The organism is Tropicimonas sp. IMCC34011 (assembly GCF_003390865.1).
GTDB lineage: Bacteria > Pseudomonadota > Alphaproteobacteria > Rhodobacterales > Rhodobacteraceae > Tropicimonas_B.
Genome location: NZ_QMEJ01000006.1, coordinates 116,345 through 139,649, shown reverse-complemented (window position 1 = coordinate 139,649; position 23,305 = coordinate 116,345). Strand labels below are relative to the sequence as shown.

Genomic DNA, 23,305 nt, shown 5'->3' with positions numbered 1-23,305 from the left:
TGACATGGTTTCATGGCTGCCGACATAGGCAAGTGTGACGCATCTCTCTCGCATGAGGGACGGCTGACGGGGACTAAATGCGCGGCAGAGGTGCTGCGCAGCTGTGGCGTGCGACACCGGTGTCTGTTTGCCCGCTATAGGTCGGAACCGGTCATCCGCCGCGCCCGGCACGAAGGTCCGCGAAGGGCCGTTCGCGATGGTCGGGCAGTCAGAGATTCCGGAAGTTCGCCGCGGATGCGACGGTTGCGCGTCATTCGGGCAAGAGCGGACATTCAGGCCGTAGCAGACCGAAGCTCACATAAAGCGCAGCATCGCTCACTTGCTTATGTCGACCCAATCAACCTCTTTGGCTTCTTTCGAAGCCTGGAATGCCAACAGGCTCGGCAGAACCAGTGTAGGAATCTTGGCTTCCCGGCTCTCGGTGTAGTAGCCGGGCTTGTGGAGCAAATTAACTGTGCCCACGAACTCGCCACGGTAGAATATCGGAAGATTCACGACCGACCCAAGGCCCAAACTTTCAATCTTTGCGTGGTCGGCCAGGACGTCAGCGAATTCCGCGACCGAATTGGCAACGAAGGTCTTGCGCTCGGCGATGACCAGTTCGGTCCAGCGTGTCGGTAGGATCTCTTTCAAGCCGGAGGTCGGGTAGTTTTCCTCGTCGTTGGAATAGACCCGCGCGGCGACCCAAGTGGTGCCGGAAGCTTTCTGGAAAACCGAGCAGGAAAAGAGGATGTGCCCGATCTTGGCCTGAGAGAACTCTTCCAGGGCTGGAAAGAGGCTGGTCCAGCCTTCCGCGGCGACGACATCTGTGAACTGGTTCAGGGGGTCGGCGGCATCAAGCAAAGGTCAGAAGCTCCCTAGGATAGGATGTCAGGCAGTCGTAGCCGTCATCGGTGATGAGGATGTCGTCCTCGATCCGGATGCCGATCTCGCCTTCGCGGTAAAGGCCAGGTTCGACCGTGAAGACCATGCCTGGCTTCTGCGGGGCGCCGTTCATCCGCGCGACCTGCGGCGCTTCGTGGACCTCCCGGCCAAGGCCGTGGCCCGTCTTGTGAAGGATCAGCTCGGAATGGCCCGCGGCGGACAGAGCATCGCTCGCCGCGGCATCCACGTCGCCTATCGTGTTCCCGGGCCGTGCGGCCGCCTTGCCGGCAGCATTTGCTGCCAGAACGGCTTCGTAGATCCGGGCATGCTCGTCCGACGCATGCTCGCAGAAAACGGTGCGGGTGATATCGGCATGCATGTCTCCGAAGCTCGCCCCGAAATCGATCAGAAGGACTTCGCCGGGCCGCACGACGCGATCGCTCGGGGTCCCGTGGGGGTTAGCCGCTTCGCCTCCGGAAAGGACAATGGGGTCAAATGCGAAGCCGGTGGCGCCATGGTCCAGCATTACCGATTTGAGGCGGACGGCGATATCGACCTCGCTGCGGCCACCGATGCCGCCGTCATGGACTTCGGCCAAGGCAGTTTCGCTGATCCGAATGGCGCGGCGCAGCTCCGAAATCTCGGCGGCGTCCTTGAGGAGCCGAAGGTCCGTCAGGGCGGGATCGGCATCGAGGATCGCTTCCGCGTCCCAGTGGCGCCGCAGGGCGAAATACTCGGCTGCGCGCATTCTCAGTCCCTCGACCCCCAGTGGCACGTCCATGCCGACTGCCTTGGCAAGCGCCGCGATCGCGTTCGAGGGGCCCTCCGCATCGTTCCAGTAAAAGGTCTCGGCCTCCGGCATGGCGGCGGCCCATTTCTGGCGTTCGAGCGAGGGCATGACGGCAAGTCTGCGGCCCTCCCGCGTCAGCACGAAAAGCGTCGTCCGTTCCATGAGGTGCAGATGAACGCCGGTCAGGTAGGCGAAATTCGGTCCGGGCACGAAGGCCAGCGCTCCGAGACCGGCATCGGCGATGATCGACCTGGCGCGCATCGTACGAGCCGAAAGGTGCGTCATCCGCTGTCCCCTTCTCGCACGGTGTCCGGACCAAGCGTCATCTCGTGCCCGAAGCGCGGACCGAGGCCACGCTGGATCACCTCGACTTCGAACAGGATTGCGTCGCGGGTCGCGGCATCGCTTGCGTCCGGCTCACCCGCCAGCACGGCGTCCGCGATTGACCGGAGACGGCGGATCGCCTCAGACCGGTCTTCGCTGGAGAGATGCGGGAAAAAATAGAGGAGCTTCGTGCGGACGGAGGCGTCTTGGGCTTCCAGGAAATACTTCGCGAGGAAGCGGTTCCGCGCCAGGGATGCAACCGTGCGGAAGAAGTCCAGCTGCACGTGGAACGCGGCCTCGTCCTCGCCCTTTTCCAAGGCGGCCGAATAGTTGGCGACATAAGCGTCGAAGGTGCTTCTGTCCGCCTGCCGCTGCAGTGTGGCCGCCCGAACTATCCCGCGTGCCAGCAGGATTAGCGTGTCGGTGAAGGCTGCCATGTTGTGCAGGGAAAGCGGCGCAACGATGGTCGTCCGGTTTTGTAGAAACTGGACGAACCCTTCGTTCGACAAAAGCAGCAAGGCCTCCCGAATCGGGGTGCGCGACACCTCGAACTGCTGCGCCAGAGCAACCTCGTCGAGGGCGGAACCTGGCTCGATGCGGAGCCACTGGATGTCGTCGCGCAGCCTCTCGTGCACGAGCAATGCCCCCCGCTTCTTTTTGGCGGGCGCCTGTTCCTGCGCTGCTTTTTTTGCCGTTGGCTGAGCCATCTCGCATCCTGCATTAAGTTTGCATAATTTTATGTTGCATTAAGTTTGCATAATCTGCAACGTCGGAGTCGAACCGAATAGCCAAAAAAAGATCAGGGAGACCCACAATGACGTTCTTGAGGACGACTCTTCTCGCCGGCGCAGCCACTGCCGCACTCGCGGGCTCCGCTTGTGCCGAGGGCACGATCGCCTATTTCGCCTCGACCTCTCAGAATGGTTTCAACCTGGCGACCTTCGAGGGCGTGCAGGAGGTGGCGGCCGCTCGTGGATACGAGGCCGAAATGATCGATGGTCAGTTCGACGCGACAGTCCAATACGGCCAGATCGAAGACGCCCTTGCCTCTGGCAAGTATGTCGGGATGATCGTCGCGCCCAACGACTCTGTTGGGGTCGCGGGTGCCTTCGAACAGGTTGTCGCCGAAGGCATCCCTGTCGGTGCAGTCCTTTTCCCCATCGGCCCGGACCTCAACACGCTGGAGCCGCAGGTCGACGGCATCACGGTGACCGCCGCCTCCCTGCCCGTGCCGGGTGCCACTTCGCAGGCCGAGGACGTGGTCGAGCATTGCGCTGACAAGGACCCCTGCAACGTCGTCATCATCATCGGCGCAAAGATTTTCCCCTTCGACAACCTGCGCCTCGAAACGTTCCAACAGGTCCTTGGTGAAGAAGAGAACATCGACGTCGTCGCGGTCGGCGAAGGTTGGTACGCGCCTGATCCCAGCTTGCAGGCGATGACCGACATCCTGCAGGCGAACCCGGATGTGGACGTTGTGCTGTCCAATGCGGATCAGCATCTCGTCGGCGTTGAAATCGCTCTCGAAGCCGCCGGGATTGATATCTCCGACGTCTACCTCTCGGGCGGCGGGGCAGCGGCCATCGCCATCGACGCAATCCGCGAAGGACGCTGGAACGCGACGTTGGCCTATTTCCCCAAGACCATGGGTGCCCTCGCGATGGAGCAGATTGCAAACGCGATCGAAGGCAAGCCGGTCAACGGGATGATCAACATGGATGAGTCCGGCCCCATCGAAGCGATGATCGATGCCGAGGTCCTTGAAGCCAATCCGGACTTTGCCGGCGAGTGGGAACAGTAAGCACGAAACCGGACAGCGCGACATTCGTGCCGCGCTGACCTGTCAGTCGAAAGGGCCGCCACAGTGAACAAAAACTACCGCGTATCCGCCGACATCGGCGGCACATTCACCGACATAGTCTACCAGGACGTCGAAACCGGGCGCTGCGGCGCCACCAAGGTTCTATCGACCCCCGACAACCCCGCGCTGGCCGTCCTTCAGGGCATCGATACGGTGCTCGATGACGGCGACGGGTTGGCCTTCTTCGTGCATGGCACGACCGTCGGCCTCAACGCCCTGCTGACCCGCCGCGGGTCCAAGGTGGCGCTGGTGACCAACGAGAATTTCCGCGACATCTACACGATCCAGGGCAACGACAGGGGAGAGATCTTTTCCATTCGCTGGAACAAGCCCGAGCCGCTCGTGTCGCTGGAACACACGTACACGGTCGGCGGCCGCATCGCCGCCTCCGGCGAAGAGCTTGAGCCGCTGTGCACCTCCGACCTCGATGCGGTGGTCGACGCCTACAAGGCCGAGAAATACGAGGCCATCGCAGTCTCGCTGCTGTTTTCCTTCAATAATGCCGCGCATGAGCTTGCCGTGCGGGACTACCTGCAAGAGCGGCTGCCCGACGTGCAGATTGTCCTGTCGCACCAGGTTTCGCCCGAGTGGCGCGAATTCGAACGGACGTCCACAACCGTCACCGACGCATACCTCGCGCCGGTCGTGCGCAAGTACATCCGCACGCTGCTTGACGAGATGAACGACAAGCTGCCGGACGACGGCACGCTGCACGTGATGGAATCCAACGGCGGCGTGATGACCGCGGCCACGGCTTCGGAAACGCCGCTGCAGACGCTGCTGTCAGGGCCCGTCGGCGGCGCCATCGGGGGCAAGGCCCTTTCGGCGCTGACCGGGCGCAACAACCTGATCTGCGTGGACATGGGCGGCACGTCTTTCGATGCCTCGCTGGTTATCGACGGCCTGCCGTCTGCCTCCAACGAAGCCATGCTGGAAGGCCTGCCGATCCAGATGTCGGTGGTCGATATCCACGTCATCGGCGCGGGCGGCGGCTCGGTCGCCTGGAAGGAAGCGGGCGCGGCGCGCGTTGGCCCGCAATCGGCGGGCTCCACCCCAGGCCCCGTCTGCTACGGCCGGGGCGGCACGGAGCCCACGGTGTCGGACGCCAACCTGGTTCTCGGCCGGCTCGACGGCGCTAACTTCTCGGGCGGGGATATGGCGCTCGACCGGGATGCGGCGGCGGCGGCGCTCGCGAAGCTGGGCCAGGACTTCGGCATGGATGCCGAGCAGATGGCGCATGGCGTGATTGACATCGTCAACGCCAAGATGGCCGACGCGATCCGCACCATAACCATCCAGCGCGGCATCGACCCGCGCGAATTCTCCCTCGTCGCCTTCGGTGGGGCAGGTCCCGCCCAGGCGGCGGCGTTGGCAGAAGAGCTCGAGATCTCCGAGGTCATCATTCCAGTCCATCCCGGCGCCTTTTCGGCCTGGGGCATGCTCCAGACGGATGTCCGCCACGACTTCAAGGAAACCCACTACAACTTCCTGGACCTGGTCGACGCTGGAGATCTCGAAACCGCCTTTGCGCGGCTTCAGGACAAGGGCCGCGATTTCCTGGTCGCGGAAGGCATCGAGACGGGGCGCATCAGCTACGAGCGGGCGATCGACTTCCGCTATCACGGACAGGAATACGTGCTGACCATCCAGCTGGATGACGGCCCCATGGACATGGACAAGATCCGCGCCGATTTCGACGCCGCCTATGAACGGCAATATGGCCACAACAGCCCCGAAAACCGGGTCGAGATGGCCAACATCCGTCTCGCGGCGCTCGGTCAGCTTGAACGGCCCGAGAATGCGCCGCCGGAACGCGAAACGGCGCGCCCGGCACGCGAACGGGATGTCTGGTTCGCCGGCTCCGCCCGACCGACCGCGATCATCGACCGCAACAGCATCGGCGAAGGAGACCGCATCAGCGGCCCCGCAATCATCGAAGAGGTCACTTCGACCACGCTCCTGCCCCCGGGGTGGACAGCACAGTTGATCGAAGGCGGCCACATGAGCCTTGTGAAGGAGGGCCAGGCATGAGCTCCGCAGACCCGATCACAACAGAAGTCGTCCGCAATTTCGTCATTTCCTGTGCGCAGGACATGAATGCCTCGCTCTGGCGCTCGGCCCATTCGGCGATCATCTATGAAGGCAAGGACAGCGCCGTGGCGCTCATGGACGAGCACGGCAACATGCTGGGCCAGTCCACCGGCGTGCCCCTCTTCATCGGTGCGATCGACGTCTGTGTCCGCCAGGTGAAGGACTACTACGGGGATGACATCCACGAGGGTGACATCTTCATCATGAACGACAGCTACATGCAGGGCACGCACCTGCATGACGTCACCGCCATCGGCCCCATCTTCCACGAAGGAGAACTCGTCGGCTTCGGCGCGGCGCGGGCGCACTGGAACGACATCGGGGCGATGGATCCCGGCTCGACCATGTCCTCGACCAACATCTACCAGGAAGGCTTGCGTCTCGGGCCGACCCGGATCGTGAGCCAGGGCAAGCGCATCCGCGAATGGTATGACCACCTGAAGCTCAACACCCGTCTGGAGGGCGCCACAATCGGCGACCTGGGCGCGCAGATCGCGGCGATCCGTACGGGCGAACGCCGGCTCGGCCAGCTTCTGTCCAAGATCGGCACTGACACCTATCGCGCCGCCTGCCAGAACATCTTCGAACAGGCCCGTCTCCTCGACCGCGAGGCAATTGCGGCGATCAAGGACGGCACCTGGAGCCGCGAAGGTTTCCTCGACAACGACGGTGTCGACGACGAGCCGGTGAAGGTCGCCCTGACTCTGACCGTGAAAGGCGAGGAGCTGATCGTCGATCTGACCGGCACGTCCGGTCCGGTCGCGGGATCCGTCAATTGCGGGGCGAGCCAGACGGAGTCGCTCCTGCGCCTCGCATACAAGACGATGATCTCTCCCGAGCGGGCGATCACTGGCGGCTCCTTCGAGACGATGAATGTGATCCTGCCGGACGAATGCATGTTCAACGCCCGCGAACCGGCCGCCTGCGAGTGGTACTTCACCGGACTTGGCCTTCTGGCGGATCTCTTCATCTCGTGCCTGAGCGAAGCGATGCCGGAGCGCTCGACAGCCGCCCATTACGGCGACTCGATGGTCGTGGGCTTCTTCTCCGTCGATCCCAAGCGGGGCCAGTGGATCTCGATAGAGCCGACGGCCGGTGGCTGGGGCGGCCGGGCCGACAGCGACGGGGAGAGTGCGCTCATCAACCTCGTCAACGGCGGCTTCCGCAATATCCCAGCCGAGGTGATGGAGACGAAGTTCCCCGTGCGCCTGGAAGAGTTCTCGCTTCGCGCCGACAGCGCCGGGCCGGGCAGGAACCGTGGCGGCCTCGGCGTCAAGCGGCGTTACCGGATGCTCGATGATAATCACGGGGCGCTTTGGTTCGAACGTTCGAAGACCCCGGCCTGGGGTTTGAACGGCGGCAAGGAGGGCAAGGGGCCGGAAATCACCATCACCTTCCCCGACGGTGAAGTGGAGCACGGGCTTAAAATGCGCGCCCGCGCCCTGCCCACCAACACCGTGATCGAATGTCAGACCGGCGGCGGCGGCGGCAACGGCGACCCGGCGCAACGGCACTTCGAAGCGGTCGTGCGGGACGTCCGCCAGGGCCTCGTCAGTCGCGAGGCGGCGCATCGGGAGTACGGCGTGGTCATTCGCGACGACGGAACCGTCGACGAGGCGGCCTCGGTCGCACGATGACCGACGCGCCAGTCATATCGGTCCGAGGCGTCGGCGTCCGCTTCGGCGACGTGACGGTGCTCTCCGGGGTGGACCTCGATATCCGCCCCGGGGAGGTGCACGGCCTGATCGGTGAGAACGGTGCCGGTAAGTCGACGCTCGGCAAGGTACTTGGCGGCTACTACGGCGCGAGCGAGGGCGAGATCTTCATCGACGACCGCAAGCAGGCACGTTGGGATACGCCGACCGCACTGCAAAACGGCGTCGCCATCATGCACCAGGAGCTTCAGCTGGTGCCCGGCCTGACCGTGGCCCAGAACGTCTACCTCGGCATCGAGGAGAACCGTCGCGGCGTGCTGCGCGGAACCGAGGGCAAGCGCCTCGAACGCCTGATGGCCGAATGCGGCCTGCAACTCGACCCCGATGCCGTGACCTCGGACCTCACCATCGCCGAGCAGCAGAAGATCGAGATCCTGCGCGCGTTGGCCCGGGAGGCGCGGGTGATCGTCATGGACGAACCCACGGCCTCGCTCTCCAAGACGGAGGTCGACCAGCTGCACCGCATCATGCGCGCGCTGCGCGACGAGGGCCGGTCGGTCATCTACGTGACGCATTTTCTTAACGATATTCTCGACGTGACCGATCGCGTCACCGTGCTGCGCAACGGCACGATGGTGCATACGCACGACACAAGGGACGAGACCAAGGGAACGCTTGTCTCGGCCATGCTGGGCGGCGTGAAGTCCGAAACTCTCTACCCGCCCAAGGCGCGCACCCCCGGCAAGGTCGTGCTGTCCGTGCGTGACCTCACCTCTTCAAGGGGCGCGCGGGTCGACAGGCTCAATCTGCGCGCCGGGGAAGTCGTGGGTTTAGCGGGCCTCGTCGGGGCCGGTCGGACGGAGATTGCCCGCGCCATCGTCGGCGCGGATCACGCCACCGGCACGGTCGAGTTGGACGGCGCCCCGCTGGCGGTGCGCACGATCCGCGACGCGACCGAGGCCGGCATCGTCATGGTCCCCGAGGACCGTCGCGGCCAGGGCCTGGTCATGTCACAGACCGTCGCTGCCAACGTATCCCTGCCACATCTCGCCAACATCGCCCGCTCGGGCGTGGTCCGGCGGGGCGAGGAACGGAGCCTCGCCCGACGTGTCATCGAACGGTTCGGGGTGCGCCCCGCTGCGGTTGACGGCGATATCTCGAACTATTCCGGGGGCAACCAGCAGAAGGTCCTGATCGGCAAATGGCTCGCAGGCAATCCGCGGGTCGTGATCCTCGATGAGCCGAGCCGTGGCGTCGATGTCGGCGCGCGTGAAGCGATCCACCAGGAGATCGCGCGGCTCGCCTCCGAAGGCGTGGCGGTCCTGGTGATATCGAGCGAAATCGAGGAGGTGCTGGGGCTCGCGACGCGGGTCTACCTCGTCGACAGCGGGCGGCTTGTGGATGAGATCGACCCCGACGAGGTCGGCGAGGCCGAGGTGCTGGCCGCGCTCTTCAAACACCAGACAACCAAGGACTCCGCGGCATGACACGCGCACAGACACAGAAATTCCTTCAATCCTATGCCGTGCTCATCCTGATCGGGCTGCTGATCGTCGTGCTGTCGCTGATGTCGGACAGTTTCCTGACCGCACGCAACCTTCTCAACATTCTCAACCAGAACGCTCCGCTGGCAATCATCGCCTCTGCCATGACGCTGGTCATCGTTGTGGGCGGGTTCGACCTGTCCGTCGGCGCGACCTTCGCCATGGGCTCGGTCGCGGCCGCCTGGCTGGCGGTCAACGTCGATCCCTACCTTGGCCTCGCGCTCGCGCCCTTCGTAGGCCTCGCCTTCGGCGTCGCCAACGGGCTGGCGATCACGCAACTGCGGGTGCATTCCTTCCTCGCCACCATCGCGACAGCCCTCATTTTCCGGGGCATAGCGGTCGCCGTGTCGGACGGCCGCCTGATCTCGGCCCGGCTGGACGAGTTCACATGGCTCGGTCGGGGACAGTTCCTGGGCGTCTTCAACGCCATCTGGATCATGGCCATCTTCGCGCTGCTGCTGACGTTCCTTCTGACCAGCACGACCTTTGGGCGCCGCGTCTATTCGGTCGGCGGGAACGAACAGGCCGCGATCCTTTCCGGCATCCGCACCAACCGCGTCAAGATCGCGGCCTTCGCGATCACCGGGTTCGCCGCCGGCCTTGCGTCGATCATCACGACCTCCCGCGTCGCACTCGGACAGGCCTCCGTCGGGCAGGGCATGGAGCTTGAGGCGATCGCCGCGGTGATCCTCGGCGGCACGAGCATCTACGGCGGCCAGGGCGCGGTGTGGCGATCGCTTGCCGGGGTGTTCCTGCTGGCCCTGGTCAACAATGGCTTCAACATCCTCAACATCGATCCGTTCTTCCGCGACCTCACGATGGGTCTGATCATCCTCGCGGCGGTCGGGATCTCTGCCATGGGAAATCGGCGCTGAGAGCGGCGCCGTGATCGGAAATAGAGACGAGAAGCTAACATCGGCATCCAACAGATGCCGATGTTAGCCAGAGCCGCAGCGCTGCCGCTACTTTGCAAATTCTGCGTGGAGGGCTCTATATCAGGGCTCAATCTTGCGCATCAACGCGCCGCGGCACCAGGGCCTCCACGACGGATTTCATGTCGATATAACCTGATGTTTCGCCATTGCTCTTCACCCTGAAGGCACGGTCCATGTTGCCCTCGGCCAGCGCGATGATGCTCTCCAGGTTATCGCTTGGAGCGACCTCCCCGTCGACCAGACCGTCCGGCTCTCGATCCGTCATCACCGAACGGACGCGCAGAACGCGAGCGCGATTAATATCGGCGACGAACTCTTCGATGTACGGGTCTGCAGGATTCAGCAAGATTTCCTGCGGCTGGCCCTGCTGCACCACTGCGCCGTCTTTCAGGATCACCAGATGATCGGCAAGCTTCAGTGCTTCATCAAGATCGTGGGTGATGAAGATGATCGTCTTCTGCAGTTCGTCCTGCAGCTCGAGCAGTAGGTTTTGCATGTCCGTGCGGATCAGCGGATCCAAAGCGGAAAACGCCTCGTCCATCAACATGATGTCCGAGTTTGACGCCAGGGCCCGCGCAATACCGACGCGCTGCTGCATGCCGCCCGAGAGCTGGTGGGGATACTGTTCGCCCTGCCCGACCAGTCCGACCCGGTCGAGCCACTTGTTGGCCTGGTCCTCGTAGTCGCGGCGCGCCTTGCCGCGTGTGGCCAGCGCCATGCCTGCGTTTTCTAGGACCGTACGGTGCGGCAACAGAGCGAAGTTCTGGAACACCATCGACATGGATTCGCGGCGCAGGGTGCGCATCTGCGCATCGTTCCACGACAGGATGTCCTCGCCGTTGACGAGCACCTCGCCGGCCGTGGGTTCGATCAGCCGGTTGAGGTGCCGGATCAGCGTCGACTTGCCCGAGCCCGAAAGGCCCATGATGACGGTGATCTCGCCTTCTTTCATGTCGACGTTGATGTCCTGCAGGCCCAGCACATGGCTCGTCTGGTCCAGCAGCTCGGCCTTCGTCATCCCTTCGCGGACCTTGGCGAGGGCCCCCTCGGGGTCCGCACCGAAGATCTTGTAAAGGTGCCTGATCGAGACTTTCACGTTCTTCTTGGTCATGTCCGTCTCCTTAGCGGCTGGTCTGGCTGGCATCGATGCGTGCAAGCGAGGCTTTGGTCACGCGGTCGAGCGCAATGGCCAGAACCACGATGCCGAGACCGGCGATCAGACCGACACCCAGCTCGAGATTGCGGATGCCGCGCAGCACCAGGATGCCAAGGCCCGGGGCCGAGACCATCGAAGCGATGACCACCATGGCGAGACTCATCATGATCGTCTGGTTCACGCCGGCCATGATGTTGGGCAGTGCCAGCGGGATCTGAACGCCAAAGAGCTTCTGGCTTTTGGTCATGCCGAAGGCGTCGGCCGCTTCGATCACGTCCGGGTTGACCAGCCGGATACCGAGGTTGGTCAAGCGCACAACCGGGACGATCGCGTACAGGATGACTGCGATGCCGTAGAGCTTGGGCTCCGTCACCGAGAACAGGAAGATCAGCGGGATCAGGTAAACGAATGGCGGCAGGGTCTGCAGCATATCCAGCACCGGCGTCAGCACGCCCTGCAGGCGATCACTGCGTGACATGGCGATCCCTATGGGCACTCCGAGCAAGACGCATATGAAGGCGCAGACGAAAATGATCGCGAGGGTCTGCATCGCGACCTCGTAGTGGTCGACAAAGGCGAGGCCCGCGAGCACCAGCGCCACGAAGCCCACGACCTTCCATGACCGGCCCACCATCCAGGTGATCACGAGAAGTATCGGAATCATGGCCCACCAGGGCGTTTCCGTCATCACCCAGAGCATGTTCTCAAGCGCCCAGCTCAGCGGTTGCGTCAGCGGATCGACGACCACGCGCAGCGCATCGCGAATGCCGAGAAAGCCGGTTTCCAGCCCAAGCGTCAGATCGCGTGACTGCGGAATGGCCGAGCAGGCCTCGTGCAGAGCATCGAGCGAAGGAAATGGAAAATCCCGCAACGAGGTGTCGGCATCGGCGCCGCTTGATTTGGCCAGCAGGTCGGCCATTGACATCGGTGCGCCGGAGTCCTGCGTGCCGCACCAATCCCTCAGGCCAAGGGTGTCGAAGAAGCCATCATAGGTTGCCATATGAGCATCGGGGCCGTTGCAGGCCCTCCTTCTTGTGGAAAAAACCAAAAACGGGGCCGATTACCCGGCCCCGTTGAGAATCTGCGCCCCGAAGGGCTGAGCACTCGATTACTGGACGAGTGCCGAGAGGTTTTCGCGCGCCTCGTCGCTGACCCAGTTGGTCCAGGTGTCAGACGCGGTCGACAGGAAGTAGACGGCGACTTCCTCGTTCGAGGCGTTGTTCTCGTCCTTCCATGCCAGCAGGCCCGACATCTGGTCGGTCGCGAAGGTCATTTTGGTGAAGAACTCGGTCAACTCAGGGTTCTCTTCGGCGAACTCGGTGGTGACGGAAGTCAGGATCGGCGCTGCGGGAAAGTCCGAAACCTGCGGGTCGGGGGCGTCGGCGTTCTGCAGCGGAGCGAAGGCCTCCTCGTCATAGCCGCCCAGGTCCACCTTGGTCATGTCGTACTTGCCGAGCGGGACAGTCGGACCCCAGTAGTAGCCGAACCAGGGCTCACCGCCGGTCACGGCAGCGCCCATCGACGTCGCGAGCGTCTCGCCAGAGCCGTGGTTGAAGACCTCGATGCCATGACCTTCGAGATCCAGCGCGCGCGAGAGGTTATCCGACACAACGCGGCAACCCCAGCCATCGGGGCAGTTGTTGAAGCGGCTGCCGACCAGCTCGGGGTTCGCGAGGATACCGTCGATGGTCGTCAGCTCGGGGTGCTCTTCGGCAAGAGAGGTGGGGATCCACCAGCCCTCGACACCGCCCGGCTCAAGTACCGAGGTCAGGCGCTTGATGGTGCCGCCCTCTTCGAGCTTGAGATAGGCTTCGCCGCCCGAGTTGAGCCAAAGGTTGGTCACAACGTCCGGCTCGCCGTTCTCAGCGACCGAAGTGATCGCGGGGATGGTGTCGGACTGCACCAAGGTGACATCGCAGCCATAACCGTGCTCAAGCAGGAACTTGGCGATGTTCGTGGTCACCTCGGCAGCGGCCCAACCCATCTGGGCGATCGAAACTTCGCCGCACTGGCCTGCTTCGTCCTGAGCCTGCGCCTGGGTGGCGAGCGGCAGTACCAGGGTGGCAACGAGCGCAGTGGATGCGAGCTTCATAGTACGCATGAGGTTCTCCTTTGAGACGTTCATTTGAATGCGAAAGGACAGCGCACGCCATGAAAGATGGCATGTTCAGAACATGCCAAGCGTTCATTTTTGCGTTTCTTTTCAGCATTTCTGCCGGAGATAACAGGCCCGGCGTCGAACCGCAAACGGACGAGCGCAAGTGCGAACCTCCGGGCCCGCGCTCGCCCCTGATGACCGGAGCAGTGGCGGTCGGCCATCGTAGCTTCGCCGTGCGTCCTCTGTTCTCCTGACCGACCGCTTCTGGCCCTGCCCAGGGCGGTGAAGCGGTTCATCACCGCCGCACGGATCTGGACCTCGGCAACCTGGCGCCACGCCACGGCCGGCGGCGTCGTGGCAGGCGCGCGTGTCGCAGGCACCGTCGGCAGTGAGCGTCGCGATGTCCTGCTCAGGGTCGATCTGCTTCAGGAGCTCCGGCAGCATCGGCGCGTCGCCGACATTGCTCGAGATGACGGCTTGCAATGTAAAACGATCATTTTACATTTCAGCTCATGGATACCAAGGGAGGTTCTCCATGGACACGACCAGCAAGCTCACCGCCGCAGCTGAGCGGCTCTTCGACCGGCACGGCTACGTGGCCACCGGAATGGATCGGCTGACCGCTGCCGCGGGGATGTCGAGCCGAACACTCTACAAGCATGCCGGCAGCAAGGCGCAACTCATGGCACGGGTGCTGACGGAGCGGGACCAACGCTTCATGGCTCGGTTGGAGGTACAGAGCGTCGACGCTCTGTTCGCGGCGCTCGAAGACTGGGTGCGGGTCGAGGGAACGCGAGGGTGCCTGTTCCTTCGATCACGCGCGGAAACCGGGGGCGACACGCCCGAGATTGCAGAGGCTGTCGCAGCACACAAGGCATCGTTCCACAGGCGGATCGCGGAGGTTGTCGTCGCAGACCTCGGACGCGAAAATTCTGTCCTGACGGAGCAGGTGCTGGTTCTCCTGGAGGGCGCGACCCACGCAGCGGTCTACAGGGGTGCGGATGCCGTGTCCGCCGCGCGCGCGGCGGCGGCCATCCTGATCGAGAGAGCTCGACCATGAGCCCCGCTCTTCGCCTCGCCGCGACAGGCTTTGGCCTGATCGCGGTCTGCTACGGCTTCGCCCGTTTCGCCTTCGGACTGTTCCTGCCGCAGATCGACGGCGATCTGAGCCTCGGCCCCTCGCTCAGCGGCATCATCTCCGGCGGCGCGTTTGCCGGCTACTGCATCGCCATTATCGCGTCTGCGGTGCTGACCGAACGGATCGGCGCGCGCGCGGTCGCCGTCGGGGCGGCCATCGTCGCCGCAATCGGCATGGCGGGGATCGCCCTCGCCCCATCGCCACTCGTTCTTGCCATCGCCGTCGTGGTGGCGGGATCGAGCACGGGCCTCGCCTCTCCACCAATGGCCGCCGCCGTGGCCGCCGCGGTTCAGAAAAGCCGCCAGGATCTTACCAACACCGTCATCAACGCGGGGACGAGCGCGGGGGTGGCCCTGTCGGGACCGATCGCCCTGGCAATTGCCGAGCAGTGGCGGCTGGCATTCGGAGTGTTCGCCGCCGTGGCACTGGTGTTCGCGGTCGCGGCCGCTGTTTCCCTTCCGGCGTCCCGTGGCGGTCAAAACGCTGGCGGTCTGCCTCCGATGAATGGCCCTGTACTGCGCCTGATCTCCGCCTCGTTCCTCATGGGAGCGGCGAGCACTGCGGTCTGGTCCTTCGGCGGCCAGCTCGTGTCGCAGCAACTGGGATGGGGGCCGACCGGAACCGGGATCCTCTGGACCTGCATCGGCGTGGGCGGCATCGCCGGGGCATTGGCCGGAACGCTCATTCGCCGGTTGGGTCTCGACCCCGTTCACTGGGCTTTCCTGGGGCTGATGGCCGCGGGTATTCTCGCAGTCGGATCGGGCATTGCAACACCCACGCTCGCCCTGATCGGAGGGACTCTCTTCGGCGCATCGTACGTGATGCTGACGGGGGTCTACCTCGTCTGGGGCATCAACGCGTTGCCGAACCGTCCCGCAACCGGGCTCATGATCGGGTTCCTGACCATCGCCATCGGCCAGACCGCCGGCGCACCGATCTTCGGGTTCGTCATGGCGGGGCCCGGGGCGGGTTCAGCAGTGGTATGCTTCGCCGCCGTCGCGCTCCTTGCCGGCGCCTTTCGATCAGGAAGCCCGACCGAGAGCGCGCATGCTTAGCCTTGGAAAAGCAACGGGGTCCTGTCGTCTGGCGGAGCACCATGCAAAACAGCGCCTTCCTCGAGAGGCAGCTCTGGATAGCGGCGAGGGAAATATCAATCACTGGCACATCAGGTGCGGGTCGTAGCGCTACAAGAGCACACAACGCCCAAGCTTAACGCGAAGGGAACCGTACGGTACTTCGCTTGGGACTACGCCCCTGGTCAGCCCAAGAATACCTGAGGAGAACCTGCGAGTTATCTGGAAAAATGGTGCCCGGGGGCGGAATCGAACCACCGACACGAGGATTTTCAATCCACTGCTCTACCCCTGAGCTACCCGGGCACGGGTGAGCGGCGACCGCTCGGGGCTTGGGTCTGATACCGCCCGTCTCGGGGCAAGTCCAGTGGGGTGAAGCGGAAAAAATGCGCTCCGACTTGCGCCTCTGACCTCCCCTTGCGTCAGGCTCCGTCGCCCTCGTCGGGGTCCGGTGCGCCGTCCTCGTCATCGGCGGGCGTGACGGGGACGCGGTAGGCTTCGTGCAGCCATTTGCCGAGGTCCACATCCGCGCAGCGGCGGGAGCAGAAAGGGCGGTAGTCGGGATGGGTGGGCTTGCTGCAGATCGGGCAGGTCATGCGGCCTCCGTCATCACCTCCGCCGGCAGCGGGAGGCGTTCGCGCTTGCGGGTAAGTTCGAGATGGCCGAGCGTCGTCCAGCCAACGAAGGTGGTCTCCACCGGATCCGCCCGCAAGGCGGCGCGGAGGGACTGCTCGATCGACTTGCGGTCCCGCTTCGGCGCGGGTGCGAGGTCGACGACCACCTGACCGCCGAGGCCGAGACATCGCAGGATCCGCGGCAGGGCGCGGACGGCGGCGATGTTGGCCTTGAGGCCGGCGGCAGGACTGGTGTCCCCGCCGGTATCAACATCGCAGGCGACGAGGGCACGGGTTTCCTCGACCATCAGCGTGCCGCCACCCGGCAGCGGGCAGGCCTTGGCGAGAGCCGCGATGGCATCGAGAACGCCCCGGTCGGCGAAGGCGGAGGGACCATCGTCCACCTCGTCCGGGACGGGCCAGTCGCGCCAGGCGGCGGCATGGGCGTCCGGGCCGTCCACCAGCAACTCGGGCTCCGAGCCGTCGTCGGCCAGGACATCCGCCGCGAGGGCGCACATGGCATGGATGTCCTCCGCCACCTCAACCTCGTCGGCCCCTTCGGCGGCGGACCGCAGGATCAGACCCGCGCCGTCCGGCAGGTCTATCTCCGCCGCGATCTCGGCGAGGGCGACACGCGCCTCTTCGTCCCGGATCGCGCGGGAGATGTTGATGCCGGGAGCGCCGGGTGTGACGATGGCGAAGCGGGATTTGAACAGAAGGCGCAGCGTGACCGGGATCGCCTTGCCGGGCTCCGAATGGCCGGTGACCTGCACCTGAAGCGGTTGTCCGGGCGCGATGCCCTTCGCCTGCTTCAGAAACCCGCGGCGACCACCCGGCAGGGCGAGGAAGATCCCTCCCTGCCCCTTCATCGGCCGGTCCGCGATCCCGCGAAGGATCGCGCCGGGTCTCGCGACCGGATCCGTCCCGTCGATCAGGAGATCATCGAGAACGCCGTCCACCATGCGAGCGGCTGCGGCGCGGCCGGCGAGCGTGCCGAGGATAACACTCGTGCCCTTCATGATGTGCTCCAGACTGGGTAACCGAAGGAGGAAAGGAGCGCCGCCGTCTCCGCCAGAGGCAGGCCGACGATGGCGGAGTGGCTGCCCTCCATCCACGGGATGAAGGCCCCGGCGGGGCCTTGGATGGAATAGCCGCCAGCCTTGTCCTGCCAGTCCCCCGTCGCGAGGTAGCCGTTCACCTCGACGTCGCTGAGCCGCTTGAACTTTACCGAGGAGACCACGCTCCGCGCGCGCAGCGCCTCGCCCCTGCGCACGGCCAGGGCCGTGACGACGCGGTGCCGACGCCCCGAGAGGGCGTGCAGGAACTCGGCCGCCTCTCCGGCGTCGCGGGGTTTGCCCATGATCCGGCGGCCAAGGGCCACGGTGGTATCGGCAGAGAGCACGAGTTCGTCAGGCGCGGCCGCAACGGCCAGCGCCTTTTCCCGTGCCATGCGTTCGCAATAGGGTCGTGGCAGCTCCCCGCGCGCGGGCGTCTCGTCGATATCGGGCGGGCGGACGTCATCGGGGCGGATGCCCAGGACCGCGAGCAGCTCGAGCCGCCGCGGAGAGCCCGAGCCGAGAATCAGGCGCATGGCCCCTGGCTCGGTCGGCACGGTCTCACTTGAAGCGATAGTTGATCCGCCCCTTGGTCAGATCGTAGGGGGTCATCTCGACCTGTACGCGGTCGCCAGCGAGGACGCGGATGCGGTTCTTCCGCATCTTTCCCGCCGTATGCGCGATGATCTCATGGCCGTTGTCCAGCTCGACCCTGAATGTCGCATTCGGCAGGAGTTCCTTCACGACGCCGGGGAATTCGAGCATTTCTTCCTTGGCCATGGTCACTCCGTGATTGCCGCCCCCAAATTGGAGCGCGTCGCGTAAATGCGCGCGTTCAGCGCATTGTTCAAGGGCTTTGATGGGGCTGCAACGCGTCAATCCGGTCCGGCGTTCCGAACCGCGCCGCGATCCGGTGCGCGATCTGATCCCGTGTCTGCCGGTAGGCGGCGAGCTTCTGCTCCCGCGTCTCGCCAAGGCCGGTGGGCTCGAGAACGGGCCAGTATTCGACATCGAGATGGAAGACCCGCGTCAGTTCCAGCGCATGCCGCTGACTGGCCGGGGACAGCGTCACGATCAGCTCGAAGCTCGACAGATCGTCCCCCCAATCCTGCATCATCTCGAAGCTGCGCGCCCGATGACGGGACAGCTCGACGCCGATTTCGGCCGACACGGCGATGGCAAAGGGGTCGATCTCCAGATCGCAGCGCACGCCGGCGGACTGGATGTAGGTGCGGTTGCCGAGCACCTGCTTGGCCATTCCCTCCGCCATCGGGGAGCGTACCGCGTTGTGATCGCAGCAAAAGAGCACGGAGGACGGAAGCGCCCCGGTCACATCGCGCTTCCGTGGTGCAGGACGCAGATCAGAGTGAAGAGGCGCCGCGCAGTGGCCTTGTCCACCTCCGCCTTCCCGGCGAGACGGTCCTGGAGGATGCGGGCGCCCTCGTCATGGATGCCGCGGCGGGCCATGTCGATCGCTTCGATCTGGCTCGGCGGCATCCGCTTCACCGCCTCGAAATAGCTCTCGCAGATCTGGAAATAGTCCTTCACCACCTGCCTGAACGGGCCAAGGGAGAGGTGGAACTCGCCCGCGGCCTCCGCGGCAGAAGTGCTCAGCGAAAAGACGAGGCGCCGTTCGCGGATCGCCAGATCGAGCTTGTAGGGCCCCTCCGGCCGCGCACGCCCGTCCTCCCGCTCCGGCAGGGCGAAGGTGTTCTCCTCCAGCAGATCGAAAATCGCGACGCGCCGCTCCTGCTCGATTTCGGGCGTGGGCGGAGGCAGGTTCGCATCGTCGATCTCGACGTCGCTGAGATAGGACGGCATCGCGCGCTCCATCGGGGTCAGGGCACCGAGAATAACGCCCCTCCCCCGCTTTACCAGAGCCCGCGCGAGGACGGCGGCCTCAGCCCTCCTCGTTCAGCCTCCGCAGCCGGGCCGTGACGCTGAGGCCGTGTGCTTCGAGGCTTTCGGCGCGTGCGAGCCGCTCCGCCGCCGGCCCGATCCTCGCCAGCGCGCCCGGCGTCATCTGCGCCAGTGTCGTGCGCTTGAGGAAGTCGAGCACCGACAGGCCCGAGGAGAACCGCGCCGAGCGCGCCGTGGGCAGGACGTGGTTCGGTCCGCCGACATAGTCGCCGATCGCCTCCGGCGTCCAAGCGCCGAGGAAGATCGCGCCGGCGTGACGGATCTTTCTCGACAGCGCCTCGGGGTCGGCGACGCAGAGTTCGAGGTGCTCCGGCGCGATCCGGTCCGAAAGCGCGGCCGCCTCCTGCAGCGACCGGGCCGTGATGACGGCTCCGAACTCCGCCCAGCTCTTGCCGGCGATCTTGCGCCGCTCCAGGGTCTGCAGATGCCGGTCCACCGCCGCGGCGACGCGCGAGCCGAGGTCGGGATCGGTGGTGATCAGGATGGACTGGGCGCTCTCGTCGTGCTCCGCCTGGCTCAAGAGGTCGAGCGCGATCCAGTCGGGGTCCCCGGTCTCGTCGGCTATGACGAGAATCTCGGAGGGCCCGGCGATCATGTCGATTCCGACGCGCCCGAACACCCGCCGCTTGGCCGCGGCGACGAAGGCGTTTCCGGGACCGGTGATCTTGTCCACCGGCGGGATCGTGGGGGTCCCGTATGCGAGGGCCGCGATCGCCTGCGCACCGCCGATGCGGTAGATCTCGTCCACCCCGGCGATCCGCGCCGCCAGCATCACGAGAGGGTTCACGGCGCCGTCCGGCGTGGGCACCGCGATCACCAGCCGCTCGACGCCCGCGACCCGGGCCGGGATCGCGTTCATCAGGACGGACGAGGGGTAGGAGGCGAGACCGCCCGGCACGTAGAGCCCTGCCGCCGCAACCGGCGTCCAGCGCCAGCCGAGCGTCGCGCCCTCGGGATCGGTCCACTGCGCATCCTCGGGCATCTGCCGCGCGTGGTAGGCCCGGATCCGCTCCGCCGCCTGCCGGAGCGCGCGCTCCTCGTCCTTCGGCACCGCCGCGATCGCCGCCTCGACCTCCGCCTCGGAGATCCGCAGGGTTTCGGGGGTGAGGCGCAGCCGATCGAAGCGCTCGGTCAGCTCGATCAGTGCCGCATCGCCGCGGGCCCGCACGTCGGAGATGATCGCGGCGACCGCCTCGTCCACATCGACCGAATCCTCGCGCTTTGCGGACAGAAGATCGGCAAAGGCGGCCTCGAAATCGTCGGACCGGGTGTCGAGAAACTGGGGCACGGAGAAGCGGCCTCCCTTGGACATCGAAAGGCGCCGAAGACCGGCGCCCATACGTCTGATCCCGCGTCGCGAGCGCGGCGGGGCATGCGCCCGATAGCCTGCCGGCGATGGGGCATCAAGCGAGGAGACGGCCATTTCCACATTGTCCGGGCACCGGGCTCCCCATGTGGAGCTGCCTCCTTCTCGCCCGGAAATTGATGCAGGCATGCACCACAGCTTCCGCAAATTCGCCGGAGTGACGTGGTTAATTAGTTGAAAGGTTTGATGATCGGGCAGAACGGGGGCAGAAATTGGGCATAAATGAGGCAACCTCTCTGATCAGAGCCTGGTTCGCCCAGAATGCGGATGCGGCCATGTATCGCCTCCGCCCGAGGCAAGGAATTGCGCAGATGATCGGCAGTCTGACCGGCGCCGCCGTGCGCGCCATCTTTGCGGCCCTCCTGGTGGCGACGCCGTCCCTCATCCTGCCCTCCGCGTCCGGAGCGCACGAGATCGTTGCACTGATCGCGCTCGGGGCCGCGGCAATCACCTTCTGCGAGTACTTCTCCCACAGCCCCTGCCTCATCGAGTTCCGGGACGCCCCGCCCTTCAACCGCATCCGGTTCCTGTCGCTCTTCGTCACCCTCTTCGTGCTGGCGGTGATGTTCGCCGGAGAGGGCGAGGGAAGTACCCTGTCCCTGCTGATCCGTGCCGTCGGGCTTGCAGCCGGGACAGCGCTCGACTTTCCGTTCAGCCCCGTGCGCCTCGTGGTGGCGGTCGTACCCGAGGAAGCCGGCATGCCGCTCGCCGTCTCCATCCGGGCCGCCGCGGGACTGGCCTATGCGATCTCCATCGTCGCCATCGTCTTCTTCGTGCTGATCCTGCGGCTCCAGCGCTGGCCGTCCAGCGCAGGGGCGTTCAACGTGTGGATCAACCTGCCGACATTCGATCCGACCACTGGCAACGACATCGTGGCGCGGCTCAATCGCGATGCGCGCATTAACGTCGCCTTAGGGTTTCTCCTGCCATTCCTGATCCCGTCCGCTGCCGGCGGAATCACCGCGCTGTTCGGGCTTCGGGCGCTGTCCGAGCCGCATTCCGTCGTCTGGCTGGTTTCGACATGGTCCTTCCTGCCCCTATCGCTCTTCATGCGCGGCATCGCCATGGGCCGGGTCGCGAGCATGATCGCGGAGAAACGCCGCCGTACGGAGCGGGACGCGCCCGTGTCCGCCGGGCTTGCGCTGAGCTGATCGCCCTGCTGCTGGCGGCTCTCGTCGCCGGCCCCCTCCGGGCCGACGCGCCCCTCGTTCCGCAGAAGGCGGACGGCGTGGTCCGTCTCGCGACCTATCATGCGGAGCTGACGCGCCGCGGCCCCGGTCTCCTTCTCGGCGACATCCTCAAGGGCGATCCGCAAGTGGGCGCGGTCGCCGCGCTCGTCGCGGCCGCCCGGCCGGACATCCTCCTTCTGACGGGCGTCGACCATGATGGCGCCGGCCACACGCTCTCCGCACTGGCGGATGTGATCGGCGAGGCCGGCCCGCGCTACCCCCACCGGTTTGCCCTGCGCCCCAATTCCGGCCTCCGAACCGGGCTGGACATGGACGGCGACGGGCGAACCGGAGGCGCGCGAGACGCGCACGGATACGGCCGGTTCCCGGGCGCCGGCGGCCTTGCCCTTCTCTCCCGCTGGCCGCTGGGAGATGTGACGGACCTCTCTGCACTTCTCTGGCGGGACGTGCCCGGCGCGGTTCTGCCGGTTCATCCCGGCGGCGAGCCGTTCCCTTCGGAAGAGGCGCAGGCGATCTGGCGCCTCTCCTCCACCGGCCACTGGATCGTCCCGATCCGCCTGCCCGGCCCGCCGGAGCGGCATCTGACGATCCTTGCCTACGCCGCGACGCCCCCTGTCTTCGACGGCCCGGAGGATGCGAACGGGCTGCGAAGCGCGGCCGAGACCGGCCTCTGGCGGTCGTTGCTAGACGGAGCTCTCGACGTGCCGCCGCCGGAGCCGCCCTTCGCGATCCTCGGCCGCGCCAATCTCGACCCCTCGCGCGGAGACGGCCGGAGGGAGGCGATCCGCGCCCTTCTGTCGGACCCGCGCCTGAAAGACCCCGAGCCACTGGGCGAGAGCGGCGCCCCCGCGACAGCCGATTTCACCGATCCCACCCCGGGCGACATGCGGCTCGACTACGTCCTGCCCTCTGCCGATCTCGGCATCCGAGCATCCGGCGTCCTGTGGCCGGAAGCGGAGGGGCTGGATCTGGTCGAAGCCGCCTCTCGCGGACGGCTGGTCTGGACGGACGTGGAGGTTGAACCGCGAGCGAAACGCTGAGGCATTCCGCGCTCGCCAGCCGGCGACGGCCTCCGAGATCCGCCGAGCAGGATGAGAGACGTCGGGATCCCGCGACCCCGGCGTCTCAGGCCTCCCCGGTCTCGATCATGCCCGCGCGGAGAGCATGGCGGCCGCCTTCGAATTCCGCGCCGAGGAACGCATTGACGATATCGAGGGCCAGCCCCTCGCCGATGACGCGGGCGCCGAGGGAGAGCATGTTGGCATCGTTGTGCTGCCGGATCATGCGGGCCGAGAACGTATCCGAGCAGACGCCGCAGCGGATGCCGGCAACCTTGTTCGCCGCCATCATGATCCCCTGCCCCGTGCCGCACAGGACGATTCCGAGACGAGCGTCACCGGAGGCGACGCGCTCCGCGGCGGCCCTGCCGTGGATGGGGTAATGCGTGCTCTCGGGCGTGGTCGGGCCAATGTCGATGACCTCCCACCCCGCCGCCTCGACATGGGCGGCGATGGTGCGGCGAAGCTCGATGGCGGCGTGGTCGCTGGACAGGACGATGCGGGGTCGAGGTGTCATGAGGGGGTCGCCTTCTTGAATGCCTTTGCGGCTCCATACGCCAGGGCGGAGCGAAC

Annotated in this window: 24 protein-coding genes, 1 tRNA gene and 1 pseudogene; 10 read left to right on the top strand and 16 right to left on the bottom strand. The window is 65.5% G+C overall.

The genetic code is table 11. The annotated features are described in order from the left end of the window. Nucleotides 1-315 precede the first annotated feature (315 nt). Genes DQG15_RS17295 through DQG15_RS17285 form a run of 3 tightly spaced genes read right to left on the bottom strand, consistent with a single transcriptional unit; the run spans nucleotide 316 to nucleotide 2,685 of the window. Entirely contained in the window at nucleotides 316-843 is a 528-nt protein-coding gene (locus DQG15_RS17295; protein ID WP_116087490.1) for a GAF domain-containing protein, read from the bottom strand. Continuing rightward, nucleotides 836-1,939: a Xaa-Pro peptidase family protein gene (locus DQG15_RS17290; RefSeq protein ID WP_116087488.1), complete on the bottom strand. Its 1,104-nt coding sequence runs from the start codon at nucleotides 1,937-1,939 to the stop codon at nucleotides 836-838. Before DQG15_RS17290 ends, DQG15_RS17295 begins: the two co-directional genes overlap by 8 nt. After that, on the bottom strand, nucleotides 1,936-2,685 hold the full coding sequence (locus DQG15_RS17285; protein ID WP_116087486.1) for a GntR family transcriptional regulator: 750 nt from the start codon (nucleotides 2,683-2,685) through the stop codon (nucleotides 1,936-1,938). Before DQG15_RS17285 ends, DQG15_RS17290 begins: the two co-directional genes overlap by 4 nt. Before the next feature lie 107 nt (nucleotides 2,686-2,792). Between DQG15_RS17285 and DQG15_RS17280 the strand changes: the two genes are divergently transcribed. The 5 genes from DQG15_RS17280 (at nucleotide 2,793) to DQG15_RS17260 (ending at nucleotide 10,004) form a co-directional block, all read left to right on the top strand. Next, entirely contained in the window at nucleotides 2,793-3,779 is a 987-nt protein-coding gene (locus tag DQG15_RS17280; RefSeq protein ID WP_116087484.1) for a sugar ABC transporter substrate-binding protein, read from the top strand. A 63-nt stretch (nucleotides 3,780-3,842) separates the two neighbouring features. Continuing rightward, nucleotides 3,843-5,870, top strand: a complete 2,028-nt coding sequence (locus tag DQG15_RS17275; protein ID WP_116087482.1) for a hydantoinase/oxoprolinase family protein — start codon at nucleotides 3,843-3,845, stop codon at nucleotides 5,868-5,870. After that, nucleotides 5,867-7,567: a hydantoinase B/oxoprolinase family protein gene (locus tag DQG15_RS17270; protein ID WP_116087480.1), complete on the top strand. Its 1,701-nt coding sequence runs from the start codon at nucleotides 5,867-5,869 to the stop codon at nucleotides 7,565-7,567. The genes DQG15_RS17275 and DQG15_RS17270 overlap by 4 nt, the downstream gene beginning before the upstream one ends. Further along, the gene (locus DQG15_RS17265) at nucleotides 7,564-9,072 is read left to right on the top strand and encodes a sugar ABC transporter ATP-binding protein (RefSeq protein WP_116087478.1); all 1,509 of its coding nucleotides are present in this window, start codon (nucleotides 7,564-7,566) and stop codon (nucleotides 9,070-9,072) included. The genes DQG15_RS17270 and DQG15_RS17265 overlap by 4 nt, the downstream gene beginning before the upstream one ends. Further along, nucleotides 9,069-10,004, top strand: a complete 936-nt coding sequence (locus DQG15_RS17260; protein WP_116087476.1) for an ABC transporter permease — start codon at nucleotides 9,069-9,071, stop codon at nucleotides 10,002-10,004. The genes DQG15_RS17265 and DQG15_RS17260 overlap by 4 nt, the downstream gene beginning before the upstream one ends. 127 nt (nucleotides 10,005-10,131) lie before the next feature. Here the strand turns inward: DQG15_RS17260 and DQG15_RS17255 are convergent, their stop codons facing one another. From DQG15_RS17255 to DQG15_RS17245, 3 genes are all read right to left on the bottom strand, one after another. Further along, complete coding sequence (locus DQG15_RS17255; RefSeq protein ID WP_116087474.1) at nucleotides 10,132-11,175, bottom strand: glycine betaine/L-proline ABC transporter ATP-binding protein; 1,044 nt, start codon at nucleotides 11,173-11,175, stop codon at nucleotides 10,132-10,134. A 10-nt stretch (nucleotides 11,176-11,185) separates the two neighbouring features. Beyond that, complete coding sequence (locus DQG15_RS17250; RefSeq protein ID WP_116087472.1) at nucleotides 11,186-12,220, bottom strand: proline/glycine betaine ABC transporter permease; 1,035 nt, start codon at nucleotides 12,218-12,220, stop codon at nucleotides 11,186-11,188. A gap of 108 nt (nucleotides 12,221-12,328) precedes the next feature. Next, nucleotides 12,329-13,321, bottom strand: coding sequence for an ABC transporter substrate-binding protein (locus DQG15_RS17245; protein ID WP_116087470.1), 993 nt, complete (start codon nucleotides 13,319-13,321; stop codon nucleotides 12,329-12,331). A 50-nt stretch (nucleotides 13,322-13,371) separates the two neighbouring features. Between DQG15_RS17245 and DQG15_RS18445 the strand changes: the two genes are divergently transcribed. After that, complete coding sequence (locus DQG15_RS18445) at nucleotides 13,372-13,572, top strand: hypothetical protein (RefSeq protein ID WP_198665194.1); 201 nt, start codon at nucleotides 13,372-13,374, stop codon at nucleotides 13,570-13,572. A gap of 76 nt (nucleotides 13,573-13,648) precedes the next feature. Here the strand turns inward: DQG15_RS18445 and DQG15_RS17240 are convergent. Further along, nucleotides 13,649-13,792, bottom strand: a pseudogene (locus tag DQG15_RS17240) (IS5/IS1182 family transposase); the annotation flags it as partial. A 61-nt stretch (nucleotides 13,793-13,853) separates the two neighbouring features. On the opposite strand from DQG15_RS17240, the gene DQG15_RS17235 reads away from it, so the two are divergent. Next, the gene (locus DQG15_RS17235) at nucleotides 13,854-14,378 is read left to right on the top strand and encodes a TetR/AcrR family transcriptional regulator (protein ID WP_116087468.1); all 525 of its coding nucleotides are present in this window, start codon (nucleotides 13,854-13,856) and stop codon (nucleotides 14,376-14,378) included. Continuing rightward, nucleotides 14,375-15,511: an MFS transporter gene (locus tag DQG15_RS17230; protein WP_116087466.1), complete on the top strand. Its 1,137-nt coding sequence runs from the start codon at nucleotides 14,375-14,377 to the stop codon at nucleotides 15,509-15,511. Before DQG15_RS17235 ends, DQG15_RS17230 begins: the two co-directional genes overlap by 4 nt. Nucleotides 15,512-15,760: 249 nt before the next feature. Here the strand turns inward: DQG15_RS17230 and DQG15_RS17225 are convergent. The 8 genes from DQG15_RS17225 to hisD form a co-directional block, all read right to left on the bottom strand. Then, nucleotides 15,761-15,835, bottom strand: a tRNA-Phe gene (locus tag DQG15_RS17225). A gap of 116 nt (nucleotides 15,836-15,951) precedes the next feature. Further along, entirely contained in the window at nucleotides 15,952-16,125 is a 174-nt protein-coding gene (locus DQG15_RS17220; RefSeq protein ID WP_116087464.1) for a DNA gyrase inhibitor YacG, read from the bottom strand. Next, a complete protein-coding gene (locus DQG15_RS17215; RefSeq protein WP_116087462.1) occupies nucleotides 16,122-17,162 on the bottom strand; it encodes a ribonuclease E/G in 1,041 nt (346 codons plus the stop codon). The genes DQG15_RS17220 and DQG15_RS17215 overlap by 4 nt, the downstream gene beginning before the upstream one ends. Further along, a complete protein-coding gene (locus DQG15_RS17210) occupies nucleotides 17,159-17,734 on the bottom strand; it encodes a nucleoside triphosphate pyrophosphatase (protein ID WP_116087460.1) in 576 nt (191 codons plus the stop codon). Before DQG15_RS17210 ends, DQG15_RS17215 begins: the two co-directional genes overlap by 4 nt. Nucleotides 17,735-17,759: 25 nt before the next feature. Next, on the bottom strand, nucleotides 17,760-17,978 hold the full coding sequence (gene infA, locus DQG15_RS17205; protein WP_043918791.1) for a translation initiation factor IF-1: 219 nt from the start codon (nucleotides 17,976-17,978) through the stop codon (nucleotides 17,760-17,762). A 67-nt stretch (nucleotides 17,979-18,045) separates the two neighbouring features. Continuing rightward, nucleotides 18,046-18,531, bottom strand: coding sequence for a low molecular weight phosphatase family protein (locus tag DQG15_RS17200; RefSeq protein WP_116087458.1), 486 nt, complete (start codon nucleotides 18,529-18,531; stop codon nucleotides 18,046-18,048). Then, nucleotides 18,528-19,019: a UPF0262 family protein gene (locus DQG15_RS17195; protein WP_116087716.1), complete on the bottom strand. Its 492-nt coding sequence runs from the start codon at nucleotides 19,017-19,019 to the stop codon at nucleotides 18,528-18,530. Before DQG15_RS17195 ends, DQG15_RS17200 begins: the two co-directional genes overlap by 4 nt. A gap of 79 nt (nucleotides 19,020-19,098) precedes the next feature. Beyond that, the gene (hisD, locus tag DQG15_RS17190) at nucleotides 19,099-20,406 is read right to left on the bottom strand and encodes a histidinol dehydrogenase (protein ID WP_116087714.1); all 1,308 of its coding nucleotides are present in this window, start codon (nucleotides 20,404-20,406) and stop codon (nucleotides 19,099-19,101) included. 389 nt (nucleotides 20,407-20,795) lie between these two features. Here hisD and DQG15_RS18685 point away from each other — a divergent pair, with 389 nt between their 5' ends. After that, nucleotides 20,796-21,635 carry a hypothetical protein gene (locus DQG15_RS18685; RefSeq protein ID WP_232830910.1) on the top strand — a complete coding sequence of 280 codons (840 nt, stop codon included), beginning with the start codon at nucleotides 20,796-20,798 and terminating at the stop codon, nucleotides 21,633-21,635. Nucleotides 21,636-21,712: 77 nt separating this feature from the next. Continuing rightward, nucleotides 21,713-22,714, top strand: coding sequence for an endonuclease/exonuclease/phosphatase family protein (locus tag DQG15_RS17180; RefSeq protein ID WP_232830909.1), 1,002 nt, complete (start codon nucleotides 21,713-21,715; stop codon nucleotides 22,712-22,714). An 85-nt stretch (nucleotides 22,715-22,799) separates the two neighbouring features. Here DQG15_RS17180 and rpiB read toward each other — a convergent pair whose 3' ends face one another. Then, nucleotides 22,800-23,249 carry a ribose 5-phosphate isomerase B gene (gene rpiB, locus DQG15_RS17175; protein ID WP_116087454.1) on the bottom strand — a complete coding sequence of 150 codons (450 nt, stop codon included), beginning with the start codon at nucleotides 23,247-23,249 and terminating at the stop codon, nucleotides 22,800-22,802. Nucleotides 23,250-23,305 lie beyond the last annotated feature (56 nt).